This is a genomic window from Stutzerimonas sp. KH-1 (genome assembly GCF_054483855.1).
Window position 1 is genome coordinate 159476 of the sequence record NZ_CM137011.1, and the last position, 23024, is coordinate 182499.

Annotated in this window: 15 protein-coding genes; 8 read left to right on the forward strand and 7 right to left on the reverse strand. The window is 63.2% G+C overall.

The annotated features are described in order from the left end of the window. Nucleotides 1–136: 136 nt before the first annotated feature. The 4 genes from fadD1 to ACX1DW_RS00795 all read left to right on the forward strand — a co-directional run bounded on the left by fadD1 (nucleotide 137) and on the right by ACX1DW_RS00795 (nucleotide 7403). Complete coding sequence (fadD1, locus tag ACX1DW_RS00780) at nucleotides 137–1828, forward strand: long-chain-fatty-acid--CoA ligase FadD1 (protein ID WP_125868160.1); 1692 nt, start codon at nucleotides 137–139, stop codon at nucleotides 1826–1828. 173 nt (nucleotides 1829–2001) lie between these two features. After that, nucleotides 2002–3687: a methyl-accepting chemotaxis protein gene (locus tag ACX1DW_RS00785; protein ID WP_063542600.1), complete on the forward strand. Its 1686-nt coding sequence runs from the start codon at nucleotides 2002–2004 to the stop codon at nucleotides 3685–3687. A gap of 184 nt (nucleotides 3688–3871) precedes the next feature. Further along, the gene (locus ACX1DW_RS00790) at nucleotides 3872–5557 is read left to right on the forward strand and encodes a methyl-accepting chemotaxis protein (protein WP_458992513.1); all 1686 of its coding nucleotides are present in this window, start codon (nucleotides 3872–3874) and stop codon (nucleotides 5555–5557) included. A 241-nt stretch (nucleotides 5558–5798) separates the two neighbouring features. Continuing rightward, nucleotides 5799–7403 carry a M28 family metallopeptidase gene (locus ACX1DW_RS00795; protein WP_458992514.1) on the forward strand — a complete coding sequence of 535 codons (1605 nt, stop codon included), beginning with the start codon at nucleotides 5799–5801 and terminating at the stop codon, nucleotides 7401–7403. Between the two features lie 972 nt (nucleotides 7404–8375). Here the strand turns inward: ACX1DW_RS00795 and ACX1DW_RS00800 are convergent. Continuing rightward, the gene (locus ACX1DW_RS00800) at nucleotides 8376–9014 is read right to left on the reverse strand and encodes an HNH endonuclease (protein WP_458992515.1); all 639 of its coding nucleotides are present in this window, start codon (nucleotides 9012–9014) and stop codon (nucleotides 8376–8378) included. Nucleotides 9015–9099: 85 nt separating this feature from the next. On the opposite strand from ACX1DW_RS00800, the gene ACX1DW_RS00805 reads away from it, so the two are divergent. After that, nucleotides 9100–10005 carry a hypothetical protein gene (locus ACX1DW_RS00805; RefSeq protein WP_181120669.1) on the forward strand — a complete coding sequence of 302 codons (906 nt, stop codon included), beginning with the start codon at nucleotides 9100–9102 and terminating at the stop codon, nucleotides 10003–10005. 79 nt (nucleotides 10006–10084) lie between these two features. Here the strand turns inward: ACX1DW_RS00805 and ACX1DW_RS00810 are convergent, their stop codons facing one another. Continuing rightward, nucleotides 10085–10792 carry a BRO-N domain-containing protein gene (locus ACX1DW_RS00810; protein ID WP_458992516.1) on the reverse strand — a complete coding sequence of 236 codons (708 nt, stop codon included), beginning with the start codon at nucleotides 10790–10792 and terminating at the stop codon, nucleotides 10085–10087. Between the two features lie 221 nt (nucleotides 10793–11013). Further along, nucleotides 11014–12291: a tyrosine-type recombinase/integrase gene (locus tag ACX1DW_RS00815; protein ID WP_458992517.1), complete on the reverse strand. Its 1278-nt coding sequence runs from the start codon at nucleotides 12289–12291 to the stop codon at nucleotides 11014–11016. 272 nt (nucleotides 12292–12563) lie between these two features. Here ACX1DW_RS00815 and hrpA point away from each other — a divergent pair, with 272 nt between their 5' ends. The 3 genes from hrpA to ACX1DW_RS00830 all read left to right on the forward strand — a co-directional run bounded on the left by hrpA (nucleotide 12564) and on the right by ACX1DW_RS00830 (nucleotide 18662). After that, a complete protein-coding gene (gene hrpA / locus ACX1DW_RS00820; protein ID WP_458992518.1) occupies nucleotides 12564–16640 on the forward strand; it encodes an ATP-dependent RNA helicase HrpA in 4077 nt (1358 codons plus the stop codon). Nucleotides 16641–16672: 32 nt separating this feature from the next. Then, nucleotides 16673–17590: an EamA family transporter RarD gene (gene rarD, locus ACX1DW_RS00825; protein ID WP_458992519.1), complete on the forward strand. Its 918-nt coding sequence runs from the start codon at nucleotides 16673–16675 to the stop codon at nucleotides 17588–17590. A gap of 118 nt (nucleotides 17591–17708) precedes the next feature. Next, a complete protein-coding gene (locus ACX1DW_RS00830; RefSeq protein WP_458992520.1) occupies nucleotides 17709–18662 on the forward strand; it encodes an ion channel in 954 nt (317 codons plus the stop codon). Between the two features lie 87 nt (nucleotides 18663–18749). Here ACX1DW_RS00830 and ACX1DW_RS00835 read toward each other — a convergent pair whose 3' ends face one another. The 4 genes from ACX1DW_RS00835 to ACX1DW_RS00850 all read right to left on the reverse strand — a co-directional run bounded on the left by ACX1DW_RS00835 (nucleotide 18750) and on the right by ACX1DW_RS00850 (nucleotide 23005). After that, nucleotides 18750–19598, reverse strand: coding sequence for an FHA domain-containing protein (locus ACX1DW_RS00835; RefSeq protein WP_063542609.1), 849 nt, complete (start codon nucleotides 19596–19598; stop codon nucleotides 18750–18752). 57 nt (nucleotides 19599–19655) lie between these two features. Beyond that, on the reverse strand, nucleotides 19656–21212 hold the full coding sequence (locus ACX1DW_RS00840) for a protein kinase domain-containing protein (protein ID WP_458992521.1): 1557 nt from the start codon (nucleotides 21210–21212) through the stop codon (nucleotides 19656–19658). An 18-nt stretch (nucleotides 21213–21230) separates the two neighbouring features. Continuing rightward, nucleotides 21231–22007 (reverse strand): PP2C family protein-serine/threonine phosphatase, encoded by a 777-nt coding sequence (locus ACX1DW_RS00845; RefSeq protein WP_458992522.1) that lies wholly within the window; start codon nucleotides 22005–22007, stop codon nucleotides 21231–21233. Nucleotides 22008–22189: 182 nt separating this feature from the next. Next, on the reverse strand, nucleotides 22190–23005 hold the full coding sequence (locus tag ACX1DW_RS00850; protein WP_458992523.1) for an alpha/beta fold hydrolase: 816 nt from the start codon (nucleotides 23003–23005) through the stop codon (nucleotides 22190–22192). Between the last annotated feature and the right edge of the window lie 19 nt (nucleotides 23006–23024).

A 23024-nucleotide genomic window follows, 5' to 3' on the forward strand; every position in this document is an offset into this window, starting at 1 on the left:
GGACTCTGTTCGCTCCTCGGCAAAGCTGCTAACCTCGGGCACGCTTTTAGCCCGATCAGCGGTACAAAAGTTAACAAATCACAACAAAACAGCTGCCATCGCGCAGTAATAAAGCTGTTGCTTAGGAGTGGGGTTCATGACCGATAACTTCTGGAAGGATAAGTATCCCGTTGGTGTTGCCAGTGAGATCAATCCCAACGAGTACCAGAACATTCAGGCTGTGCTCAAGCAGTCCTGCGAGCGTTTCGCGGACAAGCCGGCCTTCAGTAGCCTCGGCAAGACCCTGACCTACGGTGAGCTGTACAAGCTGTCCGGCGAATTCGCAGCCTACCTGCAGCAGAACACCGATCTCCAGCCGGGCGACCGCATCGCCGTACAGCTGCCCAACCTGATCCAGTATCCCATCGTGGTGTTCGGTGCCATGCGCGCCGGGCTCATCGTGGTCAACACCAACCCGCTGTATACCGCGCGGGAGATGGAACACCAGTTCAACGACGCCGGCGCCAAGGCGCTGGTCTGCCTGGCCAACATGGCCCACCTGGCCGAGGAAGTGCTGCCCAAGACCGGCATCAAACACGTGGTCATCACCGAAGTCGCCGACATGCTGCCGCCGCTCAAGCGCATGCTGATCAACGCGGTGGTCAAGCACGTGAAGAAGATGGTGCCGGCCTACAGCCTGCCGAAAGCGGTCAAGCTCAACGACGCGCTGGCACTCGGCCGCGGCAAGGCGGTGAGCGAGGCTTCGCCGAAGAGCGACGAGGTGGCCGTGCTGCAGTACACCGGCGGCACCACCGGCGTGGCCAAGGGCGCCATGCTCACGCACCGCAACCTCGTCGCCAACATGTTGCAGTGCAAGGCGCTGATGGGTTCGAACCTCAATGACGGCAGCGAAGTGCTGATCGCGCCGTTGCCGCTCTACCACATCTACGCCTTCACCTTTCACTGCATGGCGATGATGCTCAGCGGCAACCACAACATCCTGATCTCCAACCCGCGCGACCTGCCAGCGATGATCAAGGATCTGTCCAAGTACCGCTTCAGCGGCTTCGTCGGGCTCAACACCCTGTTCGTCGCGCTGTGCAACAGCGAAGACTTCCGCAAGCTCGATTTCTCGGCGCTGAAGATCACCCTTTCCGGTGGCATGGCGCTGCAGCTGGCCACGGCCGAGCGCTGGAAGCAGGTCACCGGATGCTCGATCTGCGAAGGCTACGGCCTGACCGAGACCAGCCCGGTGGCCTCGGTCAACCCGATCGAGCACATCCAGCTCGGCTCCATCGGCATTCCGGTGCCCTCGACGCAGTTCAAGGTCATCAATGACGACGGTCAGGACCTTCCGCAGGGCGAGATCGGCGAGTTGTGCATCAAGGGCCCGCAGGTGATGAAGGGCTACTGGCAGCGCCCCGAGGCCACCGCTGAGGTGATCGACGCGGATGGTTGGTTTAAGACCGGCGACATCGGCGTGATTCAGGAAGACGGCTACATCCGCATCGTCGACCGCAAGAAGGACATGATCCTGGTGTCCGGCTTCAACGTGTATCCCAACGAGCTGGAAGACGTGCTCGCCAGCCTGCCGGGCGTGCTGCAGTGCGCGGCCATCGGCGTCCCGGACGAGAAATCCGGTGAGGCGATCAAGCTGTTCGTGGTGGTCAAACCCGGCGAGAGCCTGACCAAGGAGCAGGTCATGCAGCACATGCACGACAACCTGACCGGCTACAAGCGACCGAAATTCGTGGAGTTCCGCGACAGCCTGCCGACCACAAACGTCGGCAAGATCCTGCGCCGCGAGTTGCGTGACGAGGAGCTGCGCAAGCTCGGCCACAAGCAGTAAACGCAGCTGTTGTGAAAAGAACCCGCTTCGGCGGGTTTTTTTCGTTTTTGTGAACGGCGTTTCATCGGCAGCGCTCTCGAGAGCTTTAGTTAGCGCTTGGTAGCGTTCTTCTCATCCTGTAGTGGGTGGCACAATAGCCCTACTTAACCATTTAGTTTGTAGGGGAATATCGGATGCTGTCGTCACTACGTCTGCGAGTGAAGCTGCTGCTGCTTGCCCTTGGTCCGATCCTGCTCCTCGCGATCCTGCTCAGCGGCGTCGCCGTGGTCGAGCTGCAGGACTTGGCCGATCAGCAGGAAGCACAGACCCGTGCCAGCCTCATTCGTGATCGCCGGGCCGAGCTCGAGCATTACGTGCAACTGGCACGCAATGCGATTGCGCCGATTTACGAGCGCTCGGCCGAGGGCGATCTGCAGGCGCGGGCTGAGGCCGTGGGGCTGCTCGAGCGGCTGGCCTACGGCCGCGAGGGTTATTTCTGGGGCTACGATGGCCAGTTCTTGCGCGTGTTCCAGGGTGACAGCCACGAGCGCATCGGCGAGAGCTTTGCCGATTTTCAGGACCCGAATGGCGTGTATGCCATCCGTGAACTGGTCAAGGCCGGTCAGAATGGCAGCCATTTCGTCGACTACAGCTTCGCGGTGCCGGGCAGCGATGCGCTGGTGCCCAAGGTCGGTTACGCCGAATACCTGCCGAAGTGGAACCTGGCGTTCGGCACCTCGCTGAACCTCGACGACGTCGAGCGCGATGTGGTCGAGGCCCGCGCGGTTTTCCAGGCGCGTATCGACAGCCTGACGATGATCATGCTCGGCGCCGCGTTGCTGCTGCTGGTGCTGATGGCCGGGCTCGCGGTACTGATGAGCAATGCCATCCTGCGTCCACTGCTGCAGATTAAGCAGAACCTCGACGATATGGCGCAGGGTGACGGTGACCTGACGCACCGCCTGCCGATCACCAGCCAGGACGAGCTGGGTGAGCTGGCCACCTCGTTCAATCGCTTCGTCGAGAAGATCCATTCGCTGGTACAGCAGGTGGCCGGCACCACCACCCAGCTGACCGGTCTGGTCGCGGCCGTGGCCAGCCAGGCGCAGCGTTCGGAGCAGGCCATGGCCGACCAGCGCAGCGAGACCGATCAGGTCGCCACGGCGATCAACGAGATGTCCGCTGCGGCCAATGAAGTGGCGATGAGCGCCCAGCGCGCGGCCGAAGCGGCACGCGAGACCGATCAGCAAGGCGTTGCGGCCAAGCAGGTGGTGGACCAGAGCATTCGCCAGATTCATGAGCTGGTGGGCGAGCTGCGCGACAGTGGCGAGTCGCTGGAAGGTCTGCAGCAGGACGTCAAGGGCATCGTCGGCGTGCTCGACGTGATCCGCGCCATTGCCGAGCAGACCAACCTGCTGGCGCTCAACGCCGCCATCGAGGCAGCCCGTGCCGGCGAGGCCGGACGCGGTTTCGCCGTGGTCGCCGATGAAGTCCGGGCGCTGGCCAGTCGCACCCAGCAGAGTACCGGCGAGATCCAGAACATGATCGATCGCCTGCAGGGCGCAACGTCGCACACGGTCAGCACCATGCTGCGCGCTGGCGAGACGGGCGAGAGCACCCGCGATCATGCCAACCAGGCCGGCGAGTCGCTGGATGCGATTTCCGCCCTGATCGGCACCATCAACTCGATGAACGCGCAGATCGCCGCCGCCGCCGAGGAGCAGACTGCCGTCGCCGAGGAGATCAACCGTAGCGTGCACCATATCGCCGATGCGGTGGACGGTGTGGCCAGCGATGCGGCGCAGGGTGCGCAGACGGCGCGCGAGCTGAACGGATTGGCCGAGCAGCTGCAGCGATTGGTCGGGCAGTTCCGGGTCTGACTGAAGCAGCCGCTCTGGAATGGGCCCTCACGAAACCCTGCCTGACAGGGTTTCGTTGTTTTTCAGGTAAAGAAACGTCCCCGTAGGTCGACAACCGAAAAGTACTGCGTGAATTGGCGGCTTAATTGGCGCCTGATTTTTGTCGCATATCTTGTTGCTCAACCCACCTACGGGAATTAACAGAATGCTTTCCAACCTTCGTTTGCGAATGAAGTTGCTGCTGCTCGCGCTGGGCCCGATTCTGCTGCTCGCCATCCTGCTCAGCGGCATTGCCGTGTACGAGCTGCAGAGCCTCGCCGAACAGCAGGAAGAACACACCCGCAACAGCCTCATCCAGGACCGTCGCGCGGAGCTCAAGCACTACGTCGAGCTAGCCCGTAACGCCATTGGGCCGATCTACGAGCGTTCTGCCGAGGGCGACATGCAGGCGCGCGACCAGGCCGTGGCCATCCTCGAGAAGTTGGCCTATGGCAAGGACGGCTATTTCTGGGGCTACGACAGCCAGGCCGTGCGCATCCTGCAAGGCAACACCAAGGACAAGATCGGCCAGAGCTTCTACAACTACCGCGACCCCAATGGCGTCTATGCCATTCGCGAGCTGGTTCGTGCCGGCCAGGACGGCAGCCATTACGTCGACTACAGCTTCGTGCTCGGCGACAGCAGTGTGCTGGTGCCCAAGGTCGGTTACGCCGAGTCCCTGCCGAAGTGGAAGATGGTCTTCGGTACCTCGCTCAACCTCGATGGTGTCGAGCGCGACGTCCAGGCCGCCCGCGCCGAATTCCAGCAGCGCATCGACGGTCTGGTGGCCATCATGCTGGTCTCCGCATTGATCCTGCTGGGCCTGATCGCCCTGGTCGCCGTGTTCATGAGCAACGCCCTGCTCAGGCCGCTGCTGCTGATCAAGCGCAACCTGGACGACATGGCTCAGGGTGACGGCGACCTGACCCAGCGCCTGCCGATCACCAGCCAGGACGAGCTGGGTGAGCTGGCCACCTCGTTCAATCGCTTCGTCGAGAAGATCCATTCGCTGGTGCAGCAGGTGGCCGGCACCACCACCCAGCTGACCGGTCTGGTCGGTGCGGTGGCCAGCCAGGCGCAGCGCTCGGAGCAGGCCATGGCCGATCAGCGCAGCGAGACCGATCAGGTCGCCACGGCGATCAACGAGATGTCCGCCGCCGCCCACGAAGTGGCGATGAGCGCCCAGCGTGCGGCCGAGGCGGCGCGCGAGACCGATCAGCAGGGGGTTGCCGCCAAGCAGGTGGTGGACCAGAGCATTCGCCAGATCCACGAGCTGGTGGGCGAGCTGCGCGGCAGCGGCGAGTCGCTGGAAGGTCTGCAGCAGGACGTGAAAGGCATCGTCGGCGTGCTCGACGTGATCCGCGCCATTGCCGAGCAGACCAACCTGCTGGCGCTCAACGCGGCCATCGAGGCCGCCCGTGCGGGTGAGGCCGGGCGCGGCTTCGCCGTGGTCGCCGACGAAGTTCGCGCGCTGGCCAGCCGCACGCAGCAGAGCACCGGCGAGATCCAGGGCATGATCGACCGCCTGCAGAGCGCCACCTCCAACACCGTCGCCACCATGCTGCGGGCGGGCGAGAAGGGCGAGAGCACCCGTGATCAGGCCAACCAGGCCGGCGCGTCGCTGGATGCGATCTCCGCGCTGATCGGCACCATCAATTCGATGAACGCGCAGATCGCCGCTGCCGCCGAGGAGCAGACCGCGGTGGCCGAGGAGATCAACCGCAGCGTGCACCATATTGCCGATGCGGTGGATGGCGTCGCCAGTGACGCCGCCCAGGGCGCGCAGACCTCCCGCGAGCTCAACGGCCTGGCTGAGCGCCTGCAAAAGCTGGTGGGTCAGTTCCGCATCTGACCCAGCCAGGCGGCAGGCGCAATGCCTGTCGCCAAGGCGCGGCATTCGTTGCCGAACGCCTTTGATCTTCAGCGAAGTTCCCTCATCCCGATCAACGGTAATACCGGCGGGCGGTTGTGCCAGAACGAGACGGTGGCCGTTCGGTCTAGCTCCCTATGGCCGCGTCCGCTGATTGCCGTAGGGGACGATGGCGCAAGCCAGGCGGCCTGCCCATCAATCTCGTTGCAAGGATGAGTTACCCATGCACAAGAAAAACAATGTTGTTCGGGTAGTTGCTTCTCTCGCATTGATCGCCAGCAGCGCGGCACTTGCCGCGCCAAAGGCCGATACCGCCCAATTCAACGACTTCTGGACGCCGGCCAAGCCGAATGCGGCGCTGTGCCGATCGCCCTTGCTGGTTGGCACGCCGATCGGCCTGCCGCGCTGCATGCAGGCGAGCAACGTCATGAAGCACCTGGAAGCGCTGCAGGACATCGCCGCGCTCAACGGGGGCAATCGTGCCTCCGGCCAGCCGGGCTACCAGGCCTCCCTCGACTATGTGCGCAGCCGGCTGCAGCGCGCCGGCTATCGCGTCGAGGTGCAAACCTTCCCCTTCCTCGCGTTCTATCCGGCCAATCCCGGCACGCTGAGCGCCGTGGCGCCACAGACGGTGCAGTACGTCTGGGAGGAAGATTTCACCTATGCCGACCAGACCGATCCGGGCAACGTCACCGCACCGGTGGTGCCGGTGGATCTGGCGCTCGGTGCCGGCAACACCTCTACCAGCGGCTGTGAGCCGGAAGACTTCGCCGGCTTCCCGGCCGGCGCCATCGCGCTGATGCAGCGTGGCAGCTGTGCGTTCGGGCAGAAGGCGACGAATGCCGCGGCTGCCGGTGCGGCCGGGGCCATCATCTTCAACCAGGGTGATACCGAGGACCGCAAGGGCCTGCTGGTCGCCACCCTGGGCGAGGACTATGCGGGCGGCATCCCGGTGATGTTCTCGACCTACGACAACGGCGTGGCCTGGTCGCAGACCGCGGGTCTGCAGCTGAGCATGAACGTCGACGTGGTGCGCGAGCAGACCGAGACCTACAACCTGCTGGCCGAAACGCGGCGGGGTGATCCGAGCAATGTGGTGATGGTCGGTGCGCACCTGGACTCGGTGTTCGAAGGCGCCGGCATCAACGACAACGGCTCGGGCAGTGCCGCGCTGCTGGAAATGGCGCTGCTGATGGGCAAGGCACGGCCGGAGAACAAGGTTCGCTTCGCCTGGTGGGGCGCGGAGGAGTCGGGGCTGGTGGGCTCGACCTATTACGTCAACCAGCTGCCGGACGAGCAGAAGCAGCGCATCAAGGCCTACCTGAACGTCGACATGATCGGCTCGCCGAACTACGCCAACTTCATCTATGACGGCGACGGCTCCGACTTCGGCCTGCAGGGTCCGCCCGGCTCGGCCGCCATCGAACGCCTGCTGCGCACCTACTTCCAGCTGCGCAACGCGCCGTCGGAAGGCACCGAGATCGACTTCCGCTCCGACTACGCACAGTTCTTCGAGGACGGCATTGCCTTCGGCGGTCTGTTCACCGGCGCCGAGGACATCAAGACCGAGGAGCAGGCGCAGCGTTACGGCGGCGCAGCCGGCCAGTCGTTCGATCCGTGCTATCACAACGAATGCGACGACCTCGGCAACATCTCCATTGAGGCGCTGGAGTTGCACGGCGATGCGCTGGCCTTCGCCACCAGCTGGCTGTCGCTGTCGACCAAGATGATCGATGACGAGATCGCCGCAGCGGCCGAGCAGAGCATCGGCAGCATGCGCATCCAGCAGGTGCAGGAGAAGTCGCGCTGGGGGCACTGGATCCGTTGATCGGCTGAACACCGCGCCGGCATGCCGGCGCGGTCCCTGCACAACCCTTTCCCTTCGGCCGGCCGGGCAAATCTGCGACAATCGCCAAGGGTGCGCTGGAGGGCCCATGGTTGCTGGCTTTCGGTGTGCCGTCAAGGTCGCTTATCACCCGCTTGTGACCGAGTTGTGACCTAAATAACCACTCCGTTACCGGGCCGGTTGCTTCAAAGATATCCAAGGGCGAGGGTGGCACGGGGGGAATGAGCGCTGGGTTTCTTATTGATATGGGCACTCAGATTTTTCTGCCGGATTCTCACGGCCATCCCACCGGCTAAGGAGATGGCGCAAGGCAGGATCATCAGCAGCCAGTAAGCAGCCTGTAGCTTGCCCACAGGTATCTCCTACTGTCATTGTCGGGTATTTCGAAAAAAAAGCCCCAAGACCCTTTACGGTCGCGGAGCTTCTGGAGTTTTATCGGTGAAGAGTGGGGTCGGTTTGATGAGATATCCGGCACTAAGGTCCTTGGCTCACCCCTGACTGACGCAATGGACCACCTGACAGTCCCTTTGATGGCCGTGAAAATCTGAGGACTGGAAGCCTTTAGACGATCAGGATTATGGTCTGACAAGACCTGCCCGAACTCCTAAGAGAACCAAAGGTCTCAGAGAAATCATTAAGTTAAAGATTATTGAAAGAGAATAAAAAGATGATCTCTCAGTAATCTTTAAGTAACAGCCACCCGTGTCTACAAGCATCACCTGGGGCCACCACCTCCCAGGGACGACCGGGACACACCCGGCTTACTTGTAGCTCACCCCGGCTCGACTACCGGGCCTGAGGTCATCCGCAGTAAACAGCTTAAGCGCTGCTACGGTCGGACCATCAGGTATGAAGGGTCACCCAAGTCAGCTTACAGGCTGCCCTTGGGAAGTCGAAGGTTGCCACGTATGGCTCTCCTATTAGTGAGGACTTTTGTGCCTGACAGCTACGCGCTCAATCGTGACGGGCAAACTCACCGTGTAGCTCATCCCGGACCTTTCGGGCGTATGAGTGCACGGCTGTGAGATTCGCCAGCTCAGCAACGTGAACCTCCCCACGCACCATGATCGAAAATACATAAGCGTCACCCTTGCGTTTCACCCCTTTCGGGAGGCCGACTGACACCCCAGGGTCTCGCCGCCCTGGCGACCGCTTGTTCTGAAGGTTCTCGGCTTCAGTACAGGCCCTAAGGTTGTCCGGGTGGTTGTTTAAGGGGTCGCCGTCTCGGTGGTCGACTACCAGCTCAAGTGGGTCACGGTCGTGCGTAAGCGCCCAGATTATCCGATGGATGCGATAGCTTGAGCCCTTAAAGGTGACCCGCCAGTAACCGTCCGAACCAATGCCCCCAGTCGGGCCGAGTTTGCCGACTCGTGCCCGCCCGCCCGGTACGGGGCTTGGTGCGCCGATTCGCTCTAAGCCCGATGGGCATTCCGGGTTCACTTTAAAGCAACGCTGAAGCTCAACGAGAGCCGGAAGCGGTTTGATTGTTTTCATGTGGTCCTCCAAAGGTGAGGACACAACACGTCCTCCTTTTAGTGAGGACTTTTGCTTAGCGCGCCTATCAACCTTAAAGGCGGCGCTTGATTCCACCATGAGCGTGCCTAACGGTGTATCGCTAAACGTTGACGGAATCTGTGTTTATATACAGCATGGCACATTGATCTGAAGAGGGCTGGCCATGAATCCACAGATTCAGTTGATCGACACCTATGAAGACCTTCTTGCAAGGCCCAACTTTCGCGCGTCGCTTCCCTTCCACCCGAAGGTCGAGCGGCGTTTCGGAGCAGTAGTCGCGCCTTATCGGTTCATGGAAAAGATTCCGTGTGGAATAGAGGCTTGCCACACGCCGCACTTTTCAGGCTACCTAATCACGACCGACGATGGCTTAGAGACTGCCATCGGGAGCCATTGTGGTCGCAATCATTTTGGCATGTCTTTTACGAGAGAAAGGCAACGGGTTGAGCAAGCTGTCGCTCACTATCGCCGCGTCAAGTCTGTACAAGCGATGCTTGATGATATGGCTAAGCATCTCTTAGTTATTGAAAGGCTTGAGAAGGATTACAAAGACCTTCAAGACAAAAAGATGCGCCTTATTGGCGCTATCGGGTCCAGCGTGTTCACGGTACTCAAGGCGCGCGCTGACAGGGGCCAGCCTCAAATCACAAAAGAGGTCCCGATGACGCATGAAGAGGCCGACGCTTTCTTTGCAACCTCAAACCGCAAGGCTGGTGACGGTAAAGGATGGCCGACGAAGTCTGTCCCTCTTGCAACTCTTGAAGGACTTGATTTCATCAAGGCGCGCTTCAAGGACATGCTGGTGGTAACGCTAATTACTCCTATGCGTGAGCTGAGCAAGCAGAGTCCAGCAGACATAGAGCAAATGAAGCCGCGCCACTTAACGGCTACTGCCAAATGGGCGGGCGAGGTGCCGCGAAGCATCGAGCAGGCGGAAGCGATCATCACAGCCGGATACAGGTTTTTTCGAGCCGACAATATTGAGCGCTTGGTCCATCTTGGTGCGTCGGCAAGTGATTTGTCCGCCATGATCAAAGACCTTAAAGCCGAAGACCAGACGAACAAGTAATCGCGTCGCGTTAGATATAGGGGCTAAAGGGCATTTCCTGTAAAGCGTCAGGAATTCACCCGATGCCCTATATGACTCCTCAGCGCGTCCGGTCGACCCCGTGAGTCTCAGCAAGACGAAGCATCAGGTTTTGACTTACTGGATCATTCGGAACGAAGTGACGCAAGGCGTTCCAAAGGGCAGTGCGGTAACCCTGCGCATTGCTGCCTCGGTTGTCGGCAATCAGTCCAAGTGCTGAATTGACCCCTTGGAGCCCATTCGCAACCACTTGAGCCGCTGGGACCTGCTCAGCCAAACGGGACCCGAAGTCCTGAATATCTCTTGACCTCAAAGCAACCCTGCCGGTCTTGCGGATGGTCGGTAGGACCACCTCGGTGACCCACTTGCGGAAGGGCTCGGAGGCCGGTGCGTGGCCGCGAAGGAGCATCTGATAGGTGGCCGACTCAGTGGAGAGCCAGATGTCCTTCCAGCGGTTAGTCCCGACACATGGGTTCAAAGTAGAGAAATCTTCGACTTTGGATTCCAGTGCCTTGATCTGTAGGTAGCCCGCCTGCTTGGCGGACTTCATCGCGGACCGACTGCTGTTCTTTGGGTCCTTCAGGCCAGCCGCTCGTGCCACCTGGGTAGCGATGAACAGGAGGTCATGCTCGGGGTGACCCACGAGGATGTATATGGGTCTCCCTCGAATCCTTAGCGCCGCGTAGTGTCTTGCAGGCAGACCTCCTCGGTTAGTAGTTCTTGCAGCTTGTACGAATCGGTCTGTGGGTCGTAATAACGAGTTGGCCACATAAAAAGCTTATCTGCCGGAATAATTTCCCGGCATGCCTCGTACTCATACATCTGCTTAATTCGCGCTTTTCGCTCGAACCGAGCCTCTGAGACTTTGGATTTTCCCCAAAAGAAAAGGCAAATGATTAGGACCTCTCGCCAGTACCTAACGATAACCTCGCCCGCGTCAATAATTGGCTCCATGCCGTGCTCCTTGCTGATGTAATGATTTCGCTGGTGCTAACGAATCGGCAGTTTATCTTGGAGTATCACCGCCAGCTTCTCCACGGGGACCCCTGAGCCATACGTTTCATAAGCAAGAGTCCCTGAGGACTGCCCAAGGATCGCTTGGGTGAACGCCACCGGGACGCCCTCAGCTTGCAACAGAGAGGCCAGGGAGTGCCTCAGTGAGTGCAGGGTCAGGTCGGAATCATCCCCGCTCACAAGGTCCCTCAGCACCAAGTTAAGCTCCCGGCCAGCGAGACGGTAGCTCACACCGAGCACCGTGTTTCCTTTGGCGTTCTCTACGAAGCCCAGGAATGCCTCAAGGTCGAAACCATATGCGCCATCGGTCAACGGGACGAGCCGCTGCGATTGTGCCGTCTTGAGTTCCTTTCCGTTGTTGTCGTTAATGTCGATTACCCAGACGCCACCCTCTTTGCGTACATCTTCCTTGGTCAACTGGACGTATTCGTTAAGCCGCGCCCCAGTGATGACACCCAGGGTCAGCGCCCAGCGCTTCCAAGAGTCAGCCGGGAGGCCATTGGCGTAGACCATGAGCGTCTTTATCTGGTCCTGCGTGAAAGCCTTACGGGTGCTCTCTGCGCCCTTTTTGAACTTGAGGTTCTGGGTGTACGCCTTGGGTATCAAATCATTATTCACAGCCCAGCTGAGGACCGTAGCGAGCTTGGTTAGCAGGTTGTTAACGCTAAGAGGCTTTCGGGTCTCCGAGAGAGTGTCCCGTAGGGCGATCAGGTCTGCCCGTGTGTGGGTCCTCATGTCCAGATCGCCCAAGGCGTCCGAAAGGGTTCCGTGGCAATAGCCGATTTCCTTCATGCTGCTGGGCTTTACGTTCGGCCCGTGTTCCTTGAGGTAAGACTCAGCGAGGGACTCGAAGGTAACTGGCGGGAGGGCCTGAGGTGCACTTACAGATACAGACGAAGAAGCATGGCTTGAGCTATCAGTGGGCTCACTTTTATTGATCTCATCTATCACATCTACAAGAGCCTGAGGACGACCATGTAGGCGCTCTTGTGCTGCCCCAAGAATACGACCACCAAGAATCGCCGCTTTGGCCTGGGGGACGGTCAAGGAGCCCGTGCGGGTGATGGCATGGAGGTCCGCCTGCCAGTCCGCATAGAGGAGGGCCTGATCTTCCAATCTTTCCCATTCAGTGGGAGTCGCCAGGATGTCCTCAGCGATAGCCCTCAGGTGCTCTCTCAGTTCCTCCCAGGTGGCGTCTGGGTTGTCGAGGTGGAACGCACGGAGAGTGGATTGGAGGAGCTTGCTGGTCTTCATCGCGGTCGGCCTGTCAGTGGTCCGCAAGGATACCGTACAGGAAGCGTGGGAGCCTCTCGGGCGCACTCGGAGCTGGTAGACGCCTTGCTTCCTAAAGTGCCAAGGAGAGGCCAGAGGGATGCTCAGTTGTGACTGACTTATGACTCGGTTGTGACCTGGGGTGTTCTCTGGGATGCCCATGAATGCTGGTGTCCGCGTGGTTACTGGGACCCAGCACACCCACGGCAAATCTGCGACAATCGCGCCCTTCTCGAATTGCCCCACGGCTGTCCATGACCGACGCAACGCCCGCTATCGATACCCTGCTGAAGAATCTCGACCAGGCCCTGTTCGCTGATCGCCACCGCCTGCGCCGGCAGCTGCACGAGCTGAGAAAGAAGCCGGACGAAGGCAAGCTGGCCCAATGGCTGGAACGTTTTCAGGCCTCCGCCGCCAAGGTCGAGGCTCGCCGCCAGAGTGTGCCGAGCATTCGCTACGACGACAGCCTGCCAATCGCGGCCAAGCGCGACGAGATCAAGGCCGCACTGGAAAAGCATCAGGTGCTGGTGATCGCCGGTGAGACCGGCTCGGGCAAGACCACCCAGCTGCCGAAGATCTGTCTGGAGATCGGCCGGGGCGTACATGGGCTGATCGGCCATACCCAGCCGCGGCGCCTGGCCGCGCGCAGCGTCGCCACCCGCGTCGCCGAGGAGCTCGGCGCGCCGCTGGGCGAGCTGGTGGGCTATCAGGTGCGCTTCGAGGACCAGAGCACCGAGCGCACGCTGATCAAGCTGATGACCGACGGCATCCTGCTGGCCGAGACGCAGCACGATCGCTTCCTGGAAAAGTACGACACGATCATCGTCGACGAGGCCCACGAGCGTTCGCTGAACATCGACTTCCTGCTGGGCTTCCTCAAGACGCTGCTGCCACGCCGGCCGGATCTGAAGGTGATCATCACCTCAGCGACCATCGACTTGGAGCGCTTTTCCGAGCACTTCGACGGTGCACCCATCGTCGAGGTGTCCGGGCGTACCTACCCGGTGGAAACCTGGTATCGCCCGCTGGCTGCCGAGATCGACGAGGACGGCAACCGCGTCGAGGACGACCTCACCGTCGACCAGGGCATCCTCGCTGCACTGGACGAGATTGCCGCCCACGAGCGCAGCGTTGGCCAGCGCCCCGGCGACGTGCTGGTGTTCCTGCCCGGCGAACGCGAGATTCGCGACGCCGCCGAGGTGTTGCGCAAGGCCAATCTGAAATTCACCGAGGTGCTGCCGCTGTATGCGCGCCTGACGCCGGCCGAGCAGCAGAAAATCTTCCAGCCGCGCCCGGGGCGCAAGATCGTGCTGGCCACCAACGTCGCCGAGACTTCGCTGACCGTACCGGGCATCCGCTACGTGATCGATTCCGGCACCGCCCGCATCAGCCGCTACAGTTACCGCGCCAAGGTTCAGCGCCTGCCGATCGAGGCGGTGTCACAGGCCAGCGCCAACCAGCGCAAGGGGCGCTGCGGACGGGTCGAGCCGGGTATCTGCATTCGGCTTTACAGCGAGGAAGACTTCCTCGGCCGGCCGGAATTCACCGATCCGGAGATCCTGCGCACCAACCTCGCCGCGGTGATCCTGCAGATGCTGCATCTGCGCCTGGGCGACATCCAGGATTTCCCCTTTATCGAGCCGCCGGATGGCAAGGCCATCAGCGACGGCTTCAACCTGTTGCAGGAACTCTCGGCGGTCAATCGCGAAAACCAGCTGACCCCAATGGGTCGCCAGCTGGCGCGCCTGCCGATTGACCCGCGGCTTGGTCGCATGCTCCTCGAAGCTGCACAGCAGGGCAGCCTCGCCGAAGTCCTGATCGTGGCCAGCGCACTCTCGGTGCAGGACGTGCGCGAGCGTCCGGCCGACCGTCAGCAGGCAGCCGACCAGGCTCATGCGCAGTGGAAGGACCCGGATTCGGACTTCGCCGCGCTGATCAATCTCTGGCGCGGTTTCGAGGAGAAGCGCCAGGAGCTGGGCTCCAACCCATTGCGCAGCTGGTGCCGGAAGAACTTCCTCAACTATCTGCGTCTTCGCGAGTGGCGCGATGCCCATCGGCAGCTGACGCTGATCGCCCGCGAACTCAAGCTCGGTGCCCCGGCGGACAGTCGCGACCAAGGTCGTCCCCAGAAGGGCGAAGCCCGTGGCAGCGGTCTCGACCGCGGAAAGAGCGCAGCAGCGCCATCGGCCGAGGCCCCTGCACCGACCAAGGACAACAAGGTCAACGCCATCGTCCGCCAGCAGGTCGAAGCCAGCGAGGCCGCGCAGAAGGCCAAGAGCTATGCCGCGGTGCACAAGGCCATCCTCGCCGGCCTGCTCAGCCAGATCGGCAACAAGACCGAGGAGGGTGACTTCCTCGGCGCGCGCCAGCGGCGCTTCTGGGTGCATCCCGGAAGCAGCATCGGACGCAAGAAGCCCAACTGGCTGATGGCAGCGGAGCTCGTGGAAACCACCAAGCTGTTCGCGCGCATGGTCGCCAAGATCGAACCGGACTGGATCGAGCCGCTGGCGGGCCACCTGGTCAAGAAGAACCACTTCGAGCCGCACTGGGAGAAGAAGCGCGGCCAGGTGGTGGCCTACGAACAGGTGACGCTCTACGGGCTGATCGTGGTCGGCCGCCGCCCGCTGCACTACGGGCCCATCGACCCGCCGGCGGCGCGCGAGCTGTTCATCCGCGAAGGCCTGGTGCGTGGCGAGATCAACAGCCGTGCCCGCGCGTTGACAGCCAACCGCGAGCTGCTCGAGCGCATGGACGAGCTGGAGGCCAAGGCGCGGCGTCGCGACATCCTCGCCGACGAGGAAACCCTGTTCGGTTACTACGATGCGCGCCTGCCAGCGGACATCTACCAGACCGCCAGCTTCGAGAACTGGTACAAGCGCGAGAGCCAGAAGAACCCACAGCTCCTGATCATGCGCGAGGAGGACGTGCTCGCCCGGGAGGCCAGCGAGGTCACCGCCGCGCAGTATCCGGACCACCTGCGCATCGGCGAGCTGCAGTTGCCGCTGGAATACCACTTCGAACCCAACCACCCGCGCGACGGCGTAACCCTGCGCGTGCCGGCGCCGCTGTTGCCGCAATTGCGGCGCGAACGGCTCGACTGGCTGGTGCCGGGGCTGATCGAGGCCAAGGCGGTCGCGCTGGTGCGCGGCCTGCCCAAGGCGATCCGCAAGAACTTCGTGCCGGTGCCGGACTTCGTCGGCGCGGCGCTGGCCAAGATCAGCTTTGGCGAAGGCGCCTTGCCCGAGGCGCTGGGCCGCGAGCTCACCCGCATGACCGGCGCCCGCGTGCCGGACGAGGCCTGGGCCGAGGCCGCTGCCGGGCTGGAAAACCACCTGAAGATGAACATCGAGGTGGTCGATGCGCGCGGCAAGTTCCTCGGCGAAGGCCGCGACCTGGCCGAGCTGACCGCGCGCTTCGCCGAGGCCAGCCAGGCCGCGCTGGCGCCGCCGCAGCAGAAGGCCGAGCAGAAGCCGGTCGAGGCCAAGGGTTTTGCCCAGGTCGCGGAAAAGGCGCAGGCGAAGATGGCCGGCCTGTCGATGACGGTCTACCCGGCGCTGGTCGAGGAGGGCGGGGTGGTCAAGGAGGCGCGCTTCCCGACCCAGGCCGAGGCCGACTGGCAGCACCGCCGCGCCCTGCAGCGCCTGTTGCTGCAGCAGCTGGCCGAGCCGGCGAAATACCTGCGCAACAAGCTGCCGGGGCTCACCGAACTGGGCCTGCTCTACCGTGACATGGGCAAGGTCGATGCGCTGGTCGAGGACATCCTGCTGGCCAGCCTGGACAGTTGCATCCTTGACGGCGAGGCCCAGCTGCCGCGTGACGGTGCGGCACTGGCGTCCCTGGCCGAGCGCAAGCGCGGCGACTGGACCGCCCACGCCGAACGGCTGGCGCGGCTGACGCTGGAAATACTCAAGCACTGGCACGGCCTGCAGAAGCGCTTCAAGGGCAAGATCGATCTGGCCCAGGCGGTGGCGCTCAACGACATCAAGGCGCAGCTGGGCAACCTGGTCTATCCGGGCTTTGTTCGCGAAACACCGGCCGAATGGCTGAAGGAATATCCGCGCTATCTCAAGGCCATCGAGCAACGCTTCGAGAAGATCGGCGCGCAGTTGCAGCGCGATCGCGTCTGGTCCGGCGAGCTGGGCGGCTACTGGGAGCAGTACCAGGCGCGGCTGCACAAGCACCAGCAGGAGGGCAAGCGCGATCCTGAACTGGCGCTCTATCGCTGGATGCTCGAGGAATATCGCGTCTCGCTCTGGGCACAGCAGCTGGGTACGAAAATGCCGGTATCCGACAAGCGCCTGAACAAGCAGTGGAGCCAGGTCGAGCCCTGAGTTCAGGGCCGACCTCTCATCTGAAACGAGCCATGCACAGCCACAACAGCCTGCCGGGCGTGGCCAGTTCGCTCGGCGCCTCGGCGCTGTTCGCCACGCTGTACTACTACACCACGCTACTCGAGCCGCTGGACGGCCAGCAGGTCTACGGCTGGCGCATCCTGCTGACCGCCCCCTGCCTGGCACTGCTGCTGCTCGCCATCGGCCGCTGGGGCGAGGTACGGCAGATTGTTGCGCGCTTGCCCGCCGAGCCGCGGCTGTGGCTGTGGCTGGCGCTGCCATTGTCCTCGGCGCTGGTCGGGCTGCAGCTGTGGCTGTTCATGTGGGCGCCGATCAACGGCCACGGCCTGGATGTCTCGCTGGGCTACTTCCTGCTACCGCTGACCCTGGTGCTCACCGGGCGGCTGCTGTTCGGCGAGGCCATCAGCCGGCTGCAGCGCCTGGCCTGCCTGCTCGCCGCGATCGGCGTCGGCAACGAACTGCTCGGCGCCGCGTCGCTGTCCTGGCCGGTGCTGGCGGTCGCCCTCGGCTATCCGTGCTACTTCGCCCTGCGCCGCAGGATGGGCACCGCCAATCTAGGCGGCCTCTGGCTGGACCTGGTGATCAGCCTGCCGGTCGCCGCATCGTTCGCCGTCGCCGACCGCGACACCTTGCAGCTGCTGACCGCCAGCCCGCGGCTGCTGGTGCTGATCGCCGGTCTCGGTGCGCTCAGTGCGCTGGCCCTGGCGCTGATGATCGTCGCCAGCAAACAGCTGAACCTGGCCCTGTTCGGCCTGCTCAGCTACGTCGAACCGGTGTTGCTGGTGGTGGTGGCGCTGCTGCTCGGCGAGACCATCACGGCAGGCCAGTGGCTGACCTATGGGGCAATCTGGGCGGCAATCGGCGTTCTGGTCGTCGAGGGCGTGGCTGCTTTGCGTCGCAGCCGTGGGGCCAGCGCAGGGCCTGGCTGAAACCGGCACCGCCAGCTGTCCGGGTGGGTTGCTTGCGCGGAGCGCGCCGGGTGAACTTGTGGAGCGTTGCGCTTTTCCTAATCGGTGAACCCTGATCAAGGAGCAAGGCTTCAAGCTCATGGCGCTATTCACCCTCGGTATCCTGCTGTTTCTGCTCATTGCCGCCGACATCATCAAGACCACGCTTTCGACACGCGGCGGCGGAATGCTCACCAACGCCGTCACTCGGTCGGTATGGGCGCTTTTCTTCAGGGCGGCGGGGCGCCAGGGGCGATCCGAAGTGCTGCAGTATGCCGGGCAATTCGTTGTGCTTTCGGTGCTGCTGAGCTGGATCCTGGGCCTCTGGGCGAGCCTGTTCCTGCTTTTTGCCTCACACCCCGGCTCGATTGTCGACGACGCGACCAAGCTGCCTGCGGATTTGTGGGAAACCTTCTACTACGCCGGTTTCACCCTTTCAACGCTGGGCGTCGGCGACTACGCCGCAGCCGCGGACGGCTGGCGTGTGCTGACCAGCGCGGCCGCGTTCTGCGGCCTGACGTTCATCACTGCGGCGATCACCTATATCGTTCCGGTGCTGTCGGCGGTCAGTCTGCAGAACCAGCTCAGCCTACTGGTCAGCAGCATGGGCCGGACGCCGCAGGAAATCCTGGTCAACAGCTGGAATGGTGCGGATTTCTCCAGTTTCTACGACAACGTCCCGGAGCTGCGGCAGATGCTGGTCCAGCACACCCTCAACCATCATGCGTACCCGGTGATCCAGTGCTTTCACAATTGCGATGCCGGCAAGAACGCGGTGCCGGCGGTGGTTACGCTCAATGAGGTGTTGAGGCTGCTGCAAGGCGTCAGTGCCGAGATCCCTCCAGGATCGGCTCAAACGGCAGATGCTGGGTTCGGCGGTGACTCGGCACCTGGAGCTGCAACGTGCCAGCTACCTTGGCCGAGCCCGCCCAAGCGTGGGCGAGGGAGATGTCGATCTGACGCCGTTGGCGGCCGCAGCCATACCGCTGGACGAAGACCGCGTCGTCATCGCGGCGCCCGACGAGCGCCGCAGGCTGCTGAGTGCCTTGCTTGAATCGGATGGCTGGAGCTGGCGCGACGTTTATGGCGACTCGGCCGGAAACTGACGAACTTGCCGAGGGCTGTGGTCGAACGCTGACGATTACAACATCCTTTGCGCCAGGAGGGCTGCGACGAGCGCTGCTGCCAGCACCCCGAGCAGCAGGCCGATGCGCCAGCCCGACCTGCGCGAAGGATCGCCAGCGGGTATCACGGCTGCAGCTGTGGTGGCGGCATGCAACGGGTTCGGTGTAGCCGGGCGCGGACGTGCGGGTTTGGGCGGAGGCGTGGGCAGATCGGCGGCGCGAACGAACACCGTGGCGTCCTCGTCGACGACTTCCGGCGCGCTGACTTTTGGCCCGATCACCAACAGCGTGGTGTTGCCCAGCTGAATCTGATCGCCTGGCTGCAGCACCGCGGTGCTGACCTTCTGCCGGTTCACCAGCACACCGTTGGCCGAGGCCAGGTCCTTCACTTCCAGCACGTCGCCCTTGAGAAAGAACTCGGCATGGCGGCGCGACAGCTCGGCATCGCTGAAGCAGAGCTCGCACTTTACCGAGCGGCCGAAGGTCATCGAGCCGGTGATGTGGTACTTGTGGCCCTGGTTCTCGCCCTTCACGACCTGCAGCAACCAGCGGGGCGCGGACGCCACCTTGGCGCCGGCCTTGGCCGGATCGACGATCTGCAGTTCGAGCGTGCCCAGCCGCAGGCGATCACCGGAGCGAATCTGGTAGCGCTCGCCGACCTTCTCGTCGTTGACGTAGGTGCCGCCCACCGTGCCGAGGTCGGTGAGGTAGTAGAAGCGGTGTTCCAGCAGCAGTTCGGCGTGGAACGGCTCTATCCCGGCATCGTTCGCGACCAGCTTGTTGCTGCGGTCCGAGCCGAGGGTGAAACGTTCATCGGCCAGCCAGATGGGGCTCTGCCGGTTGTCGACGAAATGAATCCTGAGCATCTCTGAATCACCCTGAGCAGAGAGGCGATCGGGCGCGAGCCGAGCGATCGCCCGTGATTACTGGTTGAAGATCCGGTTCCACAGGCGTTTGACCGGGTTGGCCGGCGCCTGGGAGCTTTGCGTGGTTGTTGGCGCCGTGCGCGAGGTGCTGGCGGCGGTACGCGGCTTGGGCCGTGGTGCACGCGCTTTGGCAACGCGCTGAGCGTGAGCGTCGTGCAGTGCGAGCAGCGGCGCGTATTGCGGCGCAGCCTCCAGGCCCTGCTGGATGTATTCCAACGCCAGGGCGAACTCGCGTTGTGCATAGGCCGATTCGGCAAGTTGGACATAGCGTTCGCTGACCCGTGTCAGACCTTCGCGTGCGGCCTGATGCTCCGGCAGCCAGCCGAGCACCTGCTGGTAATAGTACACGGCGCTGTCTTCGGCCGGCTCCAGCAGCTGGTCGCTGGCCAGCCGCTGCGCCGCCAGCTCCAGGGCTTCGGCGATGCGCGCATCGAGCACGCGGCGCAGGCCGTCGAGCGCTTCGGGGTTATCGGCATCCAGGCGCAGGGCCTGGCGGAAGTAGTAGTCGGCATTGTCGAACGCGGGCGTGGTCAGCTGCCCGACGGCCAGGCGTGACTCGGCACGGCCGAGGAAGTCGCTGATGCGGCTGTACTGCCACCACTGGTAACCACCGAAGCCGAGCACGGCCACCGTGGCCACCACGGCTGCGCTGATCGCCGCCCAGCGGCCGAGGCCACGCCCACTCCGCCGGCGACGGCGACTGGGCTTGGCTTCGATGATGACGGCCGGCGCGATGCGCGTCTGGTCCATGTCCGGTTCGGTGAGGGTGTCGATGGCGGCCAGCAGTTCGCGACAGCTGGCGAAGCGCTCGTCCGGTAGCTTGGCCAGCATGCGATCGAGCAGCGGCTGGTAGCCCGCCAGGGCCGGCGGCAACTGCGGCAGCGGCATCTGCACGTGGTTGAGCACGGTTTGCGGATAGCTGCTGGCGCGGAACGGGTTGGTCCCGGTGAGCATCTCGGCGAGGATCACGCCGAGGCTGTAGATGTCGCTGCGGGCATCCAGCGGCTGGCACTGGGCCTGCTCCGGGCTGCTGTAGGCCGGACTGCCGACGGCGATACCGAAATGCGTGAGTTCGTTGTCCAGTTCCACCGCCTTGGCCACGCCGAAGTCGGTGAGCACCACGCTGCCATCGTCGCGAAAGAGAATGTTGGCCGGCTTCACGTCGCGGTGGACCAGGCCGCCGTCATGCACCACCGCGAGGCCGCCGGCCAGCTGGCGAATGATGTCCAGAGCCCGGGCCGGTGAAAAGACGATGCCGCGATGCTGCGCCAGATCGCCGCCGCCGAGGTATTCCATGGCCAGATAGTGGCGGCCATCGGCGATCTGGCCGATGTCGTGGATGGTGATGATGGCCGGATGGCGCAGCGAGGCGACGATATGGCCTTCCTGGATGAAGCGTTCGGTAAAGGCGGCATCCTCGGTGCGCAGCAGCACCTTGACGGCTACCTCGCGATCCAGGGACAGCTGGGTGGCGAGGTAGACCTCGGCCATGCCGCCCTTGCCGAGTCGTTTGTGCAGGCGATAGCCGGGAATTTCTAGCATCCGATGCGTCATGGAAAAGCTCGTGCCTGGTTACGACTTGAGGGGTTTCAACAGCATGTTGATGAAGCGGCGCCCGCGCGACTCGGCCGCCGGCGGTGTTGCGGTACGGCCGATCACGATGCAGGAAATATTGTCCCGCCCGCCATGTTCGTTGGCCTGGGCGATCAGCTGTTCCACCAGATTCTCGAGCGTGTCGGCGAAGGTGCAGCTGGCCTGGATCTGCGCATCGGTCAGTTCGTTGGTCAGGCCGTCGCTGCACAGCAACAGCAGCTCGTCGGGCTTCAGCGTGCCACAGGTGACGCCGATCTCCAGCGGCTCCTCGCGACCCAGGCAGTGCAGGATGATGTTGCGCCAGGCGTGGCCCTCGGCCTCGGCAGGCTTCAGCTCGCCGGCGTCGATCATCATCTGTACCCAGCTGTGATCGCGGGTGAGCTGCTCGATGCCGGTGGCGCTGACCAGATAGGCCCGGCTGTCACCGACCCAGGCCAGCTCGAAATCGACGCCATGGAACTGAGCTGCCACCAGTGTGGTGCCCATGCCGTCGTCGCCGGCGGCGTTCAGTACGGCCTGATTGGCCAGGTGGACCGCCGGCTCCAGCGGCTCGCCGGCTTCAATGGCCCGCTGCAGTGCCTCCAGCGCCACGCTGCTGGCGACCTCGCCGCACTGGTGCCCGCCCATGCCGTCGGCGATCGCCCAGAGGCCCAGCGCCGGCGCGCAAAGCAGGGCATCTTCATTGTGGCTGCGCCTGCGCCCGGGCGAGCTGATTCCGGCGTGGTCCAGCAAGGAGTCGGTGAGGGTAGGTTGCATGCGTTGACCCGCTGCGGCATGACATCGAGCGAGCATGATGCGTTGGGCCTCGGGTACTGTCATCGGCTGGTACCGAGGCAAGCGCAACACTGTTAACTCGCGCACAGGGGCGAAGCAATCGAACGCGCCCGGACCGGCAGCAGGCCGCTTTGATGCGCTTGGCCTGCGCTCGCGTGCATGCACTAGCTGACCGGCCGCAGAAACTGTGCGATGCGTGCCAGCACCTGCTCCGGTTGTTCGCGGTGCGGCACATGACCGACGCCCGCCAGCAGCACCTGTTCCACTGGCCCGCCGGCGTGGCGGGCGACCAGCTGTGGATGTCTCGCCGAGCCGAACTCGTCGCCTTCGCCATGGATGGCCAGCGTCGGGCATCGCACGGCCGGCAGTGCCGCTTCCAGTGACCAGTTGCTGAAGTTCGGGGCGAGCCAGGTGTCGATCCAGGCGCTCAGCACCCAGTCGCTGCGCTCGCCGTGATAGCGGCGCAGACGCTCGCGTTGGGTAGGGTCGGCGAACCAGTTCCTGGCCTGACGGATGCCGTCCAGCGTCTGCGGCTCGACGAAGGTCACCGCGGACAGGGTGATCAGTGCCTGGCAGGCCTCGGCGAATCGCGCGGCACAATGCACTGCCATGCTGCCCCCAACGCTGTGGCCGACCACCACGAAGTGCTCGATACCCAGGTGCTCGCGTACTGCGGCGAAGCCGGTGCTGGCCTCGTCCTCTACGAAGCTCGCTACAGGCGGCGCAGTCAGGCGATCGGAGCGACCATAACCGAGGCGATCATAGGCCACCACCGTTCGTCCAGTGGCCTGACTGAGGGCGGCCGGGAAGTCCCGCCACTGCTCGATGCAGCCGAGCGATTCGTGCAGCAGCAGGATCGGGGCGCGGTTCGGGCGCAACGCATCGGCATCGGGAAACCAGCTGCGAATGAACAGCCGTCCCCCGGAGCCCTCCAGCCATAGATCGGTCGGGCTGTTGCCGAGCTTGGTGCTGAGGGTCATCGGGCGCTCCTAGCGTAGG